This is a genomic window from Agromyces sp. P1_H4, from assembly GCF_056405255.1.
The window spans coordinates 1-5,132 of record NZ_JBFUCL010000277.1 but is presented as its reverse complement, the minus strand read 5'-3'; the positions used below and the strand labels follow the sequence as shown (position 1 = coordinate 5,132).

5 protein-coding genes are annotated in these 5,132 nt (G+C 75.0%); 2 read left to right on the top strand and 3 right to left on the bottom strand.

What is annotated here, in order from left to right:
• From AC1DY2_RS15080 to AC1DY2_RS15070, 3 genes are all read right to left on the bottom strand, one after another.
• Positions 1-620 (bottom strand): inositol-3-phosphate synthase (locus AC1DY2_RS15080; protein WP_476763169.1); only part of this gene is annotated, 620 nt, incomplete at its 3' end.
• 29 nt (positions 621-649) lie between these two features.
• Positions 650-1,834, bottom strand: coding sequence for a polyprenyl synthetase family protein (locus AC1DY2_RS15075; RefSeq protein WP_476763168.1), 1,185 nt, complete (start codon positions 1,832-1,834; stop codon positions 650-652).
• A gap of 272 nt (positions 1,835-2,106) precedes the next feature.
• A complete protein-coding gene (locus AC1DY2_RS15070) occupies positions 2,107-3,408 on the bottom strand; it encodes an alpha-hydroxy-acid oxidizing protein (RefSeq protein ID WP_476763167.1) in 1,302 nt (433 codons plus the stop codon).
• 112 nt (positions 3,409-3,520) lie between these two features.
• Between AC1DY2_RS15070 and AC1DY2_RS15065 the strand changes: the two genes are divergently transcribed.
• Together AC1DY2_RS15065 and AC1DY2_RS15060 are read left to right on the top strand one after the other, a co-directional pair.
• Positions 3,521-3,928: an NUDIX hydrolase gene (locus AC1DY2_RS15065; protein ID WP_476763166.1), complete on the top strand. Its 408-nt coding sequence runs from the start codon at positions 3,521-3,523 to the stop codon at positions 3,926-3,928.
• A gap of 90 nt (positions 3,929-4,018) precedes the next feature.
• A partial coding sequence (locus AC1DY2_RS15060) for an alpha/beta fold hydrolase (RefSeq protein ID WP_476763165.1) occupies positions 4,019-5,132 on the top strand: 1,114 nt, incomplete at its 3' end.

Below are 5,132 nucleotides of genomic sequence, written 5' to 3'. Positions count from 1 at the left end.
CTGCCGGACTCGATCGCGGCGAGCGCGGCGATCGAGCTCGCCGGCAGCACGGCCTCGGCCGGGTCGCCGAGGGCGTCCGTGAGGAGCGCCGCGTCATGGAACTCGGGGCGGTCGACGGCGATGGGCTCGGTCGACGAGATGTCGACGACGACGACGTGGTCGAGCCCGTGCCGGTCGCGGAACGCGATGATGTCGCCGGCGAGCCTCGCCACGGCGGCGGCCTGGGTGCCGGCGTGGGTCGCCGGCTGGTAGCCCGGCCGGATCTCGGCGTCGGCCTGCTCGAGCCCAGCGAGCGCGGCGGTGACGTAGCGCTGCGGGATCATGCCCGAGTCGGCGAGCGCCTGCGCGCGATGCGCGAGCGGCGTGGTGCTGACGTCGTGCCCGCCGAGCACGAGGTCGTCGAAGCCCGGCAGCGGCACGCCCGCGAACTCGGCGCCGGCCGTGGCGCAGCCCGTGGGAGCCGCGAGGCCGGTGGCAAGGGCGTGCAGTCCGACCGCGACGGCGGTGGCCACCGAGCCGCGGGCGCCGACCAGCCACACGCCCACGCGACCGTGCGTCCAACCGGTCGAGGGGGTGGGCGCGTTCGCGTCGGTGACGAGCGGGGGTGCGGTGTCGAGCATGGTCACGTCATTCCTCCAGGGTGTTCGGATCATCGGGTGCGGCTTCGCATCGATCGGGCGAGTCGGGCCAGGTGGGTCGCGAGGGGGCCCGGCAGGTTGGCCTCGGCGATGCGGATGCCGCGGGCGACGTGCTCGTCGATGGCGACCGCCGCGGCATCGCGGGCGCCGCTGCGGAGCACGAGGTCGCGCACGAGGTCGGCGTGCTGGTCGGTCACCGACGGTGCGCCGAGCACGGCGTCGAGCATCGCGCGGCCAGGGGCGTCGAGCCGCCCGTAGGCCAGTCGGATGAGCTCCGTGCGCGTGCCCTGCTGCAGGTCGGACCGCACCGACTTGCCGGTGACGGCCTCGGTGCCGAAGAGGCCGAGGTCGTCATCGGCGAGCTGATAGGCGATGCCGAAGGCGAGGCCGGCCCGGTCGAGGCTGTCGAGGACGTCGACGGATGCCACGCCGGCGGCGATCGCGCCGAGCCGAAGGGGCAGCGACACGCTGTAGACGGCGGTCTTCAGCTCGGCGACCCTCAGCGGGTCGGCCAGGTCGGGGCGGACCAGCTCCGAGCGCACGTCGAGCAGCTCGCCGGCGATCGTGCGCTCCAGCGCCGCGGCGGCCTCGGCGGCGAGCCGCTGCTGCAGCGGTGCGGGGGCGGGCGCGTCGAGCAGTGCGAGGAGCGCGGCGTTCAGGGCGAGGTCGCCGGCGAGCAGGGCGGCCGCCATCGCGTGCCGGTCGGCCGCGGCATCCGTCAGCCCCGCTGCGCGGTCGCCGGCCTCGTACGCGGCGAGCAGGTTCGGCCGGCCATGGCGCAGCCGGTCGCCGTCGATCAGGTCGTCGTGCATGCAGAGGCCGAGGTGGAGCAGCTGCTGGGCGCCGGCGACCTCGCCGAGCACGCGGTGGTCAGCGCCGCCGAATCCGAAGTAGGCGGCGGCCACGAGACGTGGCCGGAGGTGCTTGCCGCCGTCGGACGCCGCCGCCTCGTCGAGCAGCCGGACGACTTCCGGGCCGAACGCCGCGCACCGGGTCCGGACGCGCCGCCAGTGCGCAGCTGTGACGGCCGGTGACGTCGCACCGAAGGCCTCGACCTCGGCATCGAGGCGAACGGCGGCGTCCGCGGCGGCGTCCGGAGTCGCGACGGCGGGGTCGGCGACCATGCGGCCGCGGAGCGAGGTCAGCAGCGCGCCCTCGATCGTCGAGGGCGCGGTCATCGGCGGTGACGACTTCATGGAGCTCCTCCGTCGACGTTGACAGGCCCCGACGCCGGCGGGGTGCCGGCGTCGTCCGTGCCGGTGGCGCTGCACCCCCGGTTGGGGGGCTTCCGTCGACCGGTGCGATAAAAGCCAACCTAGCCACGACGTAAGTCGAGCGCAATGGTTCATTGTTTCGCGCGCTGTGGTACAACTTTTGGAATATGCGTGGCAGCGTTAGCGCGCGCCTGCCACCCCGCGGCCCCCTCGGGGCGCGACGGCGCGGCGCGGGAAACGGGGGTGGGGCCCGCTCAGGCAGCCCGGAGCGAGTGCCGCCCGATCTCCCCGATCGAGCGGTGGCCCGCGAGCGCCATCGTGAGGTCGAGCTCGGCGAGGTGGTTGCGCACGACCTCGCGCACCCCGGTCTCGCCGGCCACGGCGAGGCCGTACGCGTAGGGCCTGCCGATGCCGACCGCCGTGGCTCCGAGGGCGAGCGCGATGAACGCGTCGGCTCCGCTGCGCACGCCGCTGTCGAGCACGATCGGCACGCGTGCGCCGACCCGCTCGACGACCTCCGGCAGCGCGTCGAGGGTCGCCACCGAGCGATCGACCTGACGGCCGCCGTGGTTCGACACCACGATGCCGTCGACACCGGCGTCGAGGGCCCGGCTCGCGTCATCCGGATGCAGCACGCCCTTCAGCAGCACGGGCAGCGAGGTCCACTCACGCAGCCTGGCGAGGTCGTCCCACGTGAGGCTCGCGTCCGAAAAGACGTCGAGGAAGGTCTCGACCGCCGCCCGGGGCAGCGGCGAGCGCAGGGCGTCGCGCACGCCGCCCTCGACCAGCCTCGTGCCGGCGCCGCGGCGGGCGATCGACAGGGCCGAGCGCAACAGGGTCGGCGTCACTCTGGGTCGCGCTCCCCCGACGGCGCTTCCCGACACCCGCGCGCGCACGAGCTCGGCGAACACCGGGTCGCTCGTGTACTGCGCGATGCCCTGCCCTCGCGTGAACGGCAGGAACGCGGCGTCGAGGTCGCGGGCGCGCCAGCCGAGCAGGTGCGTGTCGAGCGTGACGAGGACGGCCTCGCAACCGGCCGCCTCCGCCCGGCGCAGCAGCGACGCGTTGAGGTCGTGCGAGGCGCTCCAGTAGAGCTGGAACCACCGCGATCCGTCGCCCATCGCGGCGGCGACCTCCTCCATCGGGCGCGACGCCTGGTTCGACAGCACGTAGGGCACGTCGAGCGCGGATGCCGCGCGGCCCACGGCCACGTCGGCATCGGGGTGCGCCAGCTCGGCGACCCCGATGGGCGAGAGCAGGAACGGGCTGGCGCGTCGCCGCCCGAGGAGCTCGATCGAGAGGTCGCGCTCGGCCACGTCGCGGAGGACGCGCGGCCACACCTGCCACCGCCCGAACGCGGCCCGGTTCGCGGCCAYGGTCGCCTCCGACCCTGCCCCGCCGGCGAGGTAGGCGAACGCCTCGGCGGACGTCGCCTTGCGGGCGGCGCGCTCGAGCGCCACCACGTCGACGGGCACGGCCGGCTTCGTGCCGCTCACCCCGGCGCGGTACACGTCGGACTGCACGGTGCGCGCGTAGCCGCGGTTCGCCTCGGTCATCGGGCCGCTCCTTCGCGATCGGACTGCGAGCCAGCGTAGCGGGGGGCGCGGAGGGCTGCCCGCCAGCGCAGCGGGGGTCGTGTGTGGAGCCGCCCCGCCTAGGGTGGAGAGGATGCCGCAGCTGCCCGACCTCCTCGTCGCCGCCATCGCGCTCGTGCGCGACCGGCGGGTGCTCATGGTCACCGCGCGCGGCCGCGACGTGCACTACATGCCGGGCGGCAAGATCGACCCGGGCGAGACCGCCGCCGAGGCCGCAGCGCGTGAGGCCTTCGAGGAGGTCGCGCTCGACCTCGACCCCGACGCGCTCGACGAGCTCTTCGAGGTGGTKGTGCAGGCGCACGGCGAGCCCGAGGGCCGGCTGGTGCGCATGCGGGTCTTCCGCGCCGAGACGGATGCCGCGCCCGCCGCCTCCGCTGAGGTGGGCGCCCTGCACTGGGTGACCACCGCCGACGCCCACCGCTGCCCGCCGGCGGGCGTCGAGGTGCTGCGCCTGCTCGCGGCATCCGGCCTCATCGACTGAGCGCGTGCCCGGTGCTGGGTGGGACCGCGGCATCCGCACGGTCGCTGCGCGATTCACGCCACGCTCGGCTCCGCCTCGTAGACTGCCGCCATGTCGGTGACTCGCGAGTTCCGCCGCGGCGACGGCGTGACGGTGATCACCGAGTCGGGCACCGCCGCGGGGCCGTGCTACGTGCTGGTGCACGGCATCGGCATGGGACACCGCTACTTCTCGGGCCTCGCCGACGCCCTGGCCCTCGACGGGCGGGTGCTCGCGCTCGACCTGCCAGGCTTCGGCGAGGCGCCCGAGCCCGACGAGCCGCTGTCGATGCGCGCGTCGGGCGACTACCTCGCCGCACTGCTCGAGGCCGAGGACCTGCACGACGTGGTGCTCGTCGGCCACTCGATGGGCACGCAGATCGTCGCCGAGGCGGCCGCCCGCCATCCCGAGCGGGTCGCCCGCGTGGTGCTCATCGCGCCGACCGTGAACCCGCGCGAGCGCAGCATGGGCATGCAGGCCCTGCGCCTGCTGCAGGACGAGTCGATCACCAAGCCCAAGGTCATGGGGCTCGCGGTCTTCACCTACCTGCAGGCCGGGCCGCGGTGGTACTTCGCGAAGCTCGGCCAGATGCTCGACCACCACCTCGAGCAGACGCTTCCGGATGTCGCGCGGCCGACGCTCGTGATCCGCGGCGAGGACGACCGCATCTCGCCGAGGGCGTGGGCGCAGGAGGTGGCGCGGCTCGTGCCGCACGCCCGCTACGTCGAGGTACCCGGCCGCGGACACGAGACCATGGTGACGGCCGGCGAGCAGGTCGCGATGCTCGTGGCGGCGCACGCCCACGGCGATCGCGTCGGCGACGAGGTGCGCGCGCCCACCGAGCCCGAGCTGCCGCCGGCGGTGGTTCGAGGCTGGTGGTGGGCCAGCGACTACGTGTACGCGGGCGCACGGCAGCTCGCGATCCTCCGGCCGCCATGGGGGCTGGGGCGCCTGCGCCCGTCGCCGCGCGCGTGGGCCTCGGGCTCGCGGGACCTGCCCGAGGTCATCCTGTTGCCCGGCATCTACGAGCACTGGACGTTCCTCCGGCCGCTCGGCGACGCGCTCAACGCCGCCGGCCATCGGGTGCGCGTCGTGCACGGGCTCGGCTCGAACCGCCGGGGCATCTCCGAGACCTCCGAGCGTCTGGGCCGGGCGCTCGCCCGTACGCGCCCGCCCGCCGCGGGCC

Bases quoted from the DNA above. Each gene is read 5' to 3' on its own strand.
- AC1DY2_RS15075 (WP_476763168.1), bottom strand. From the start codon at position 1,834: ATGAAGTCGTCACCGCCGATGACCGCGCCCTCGACGATCGAGGGCGCG.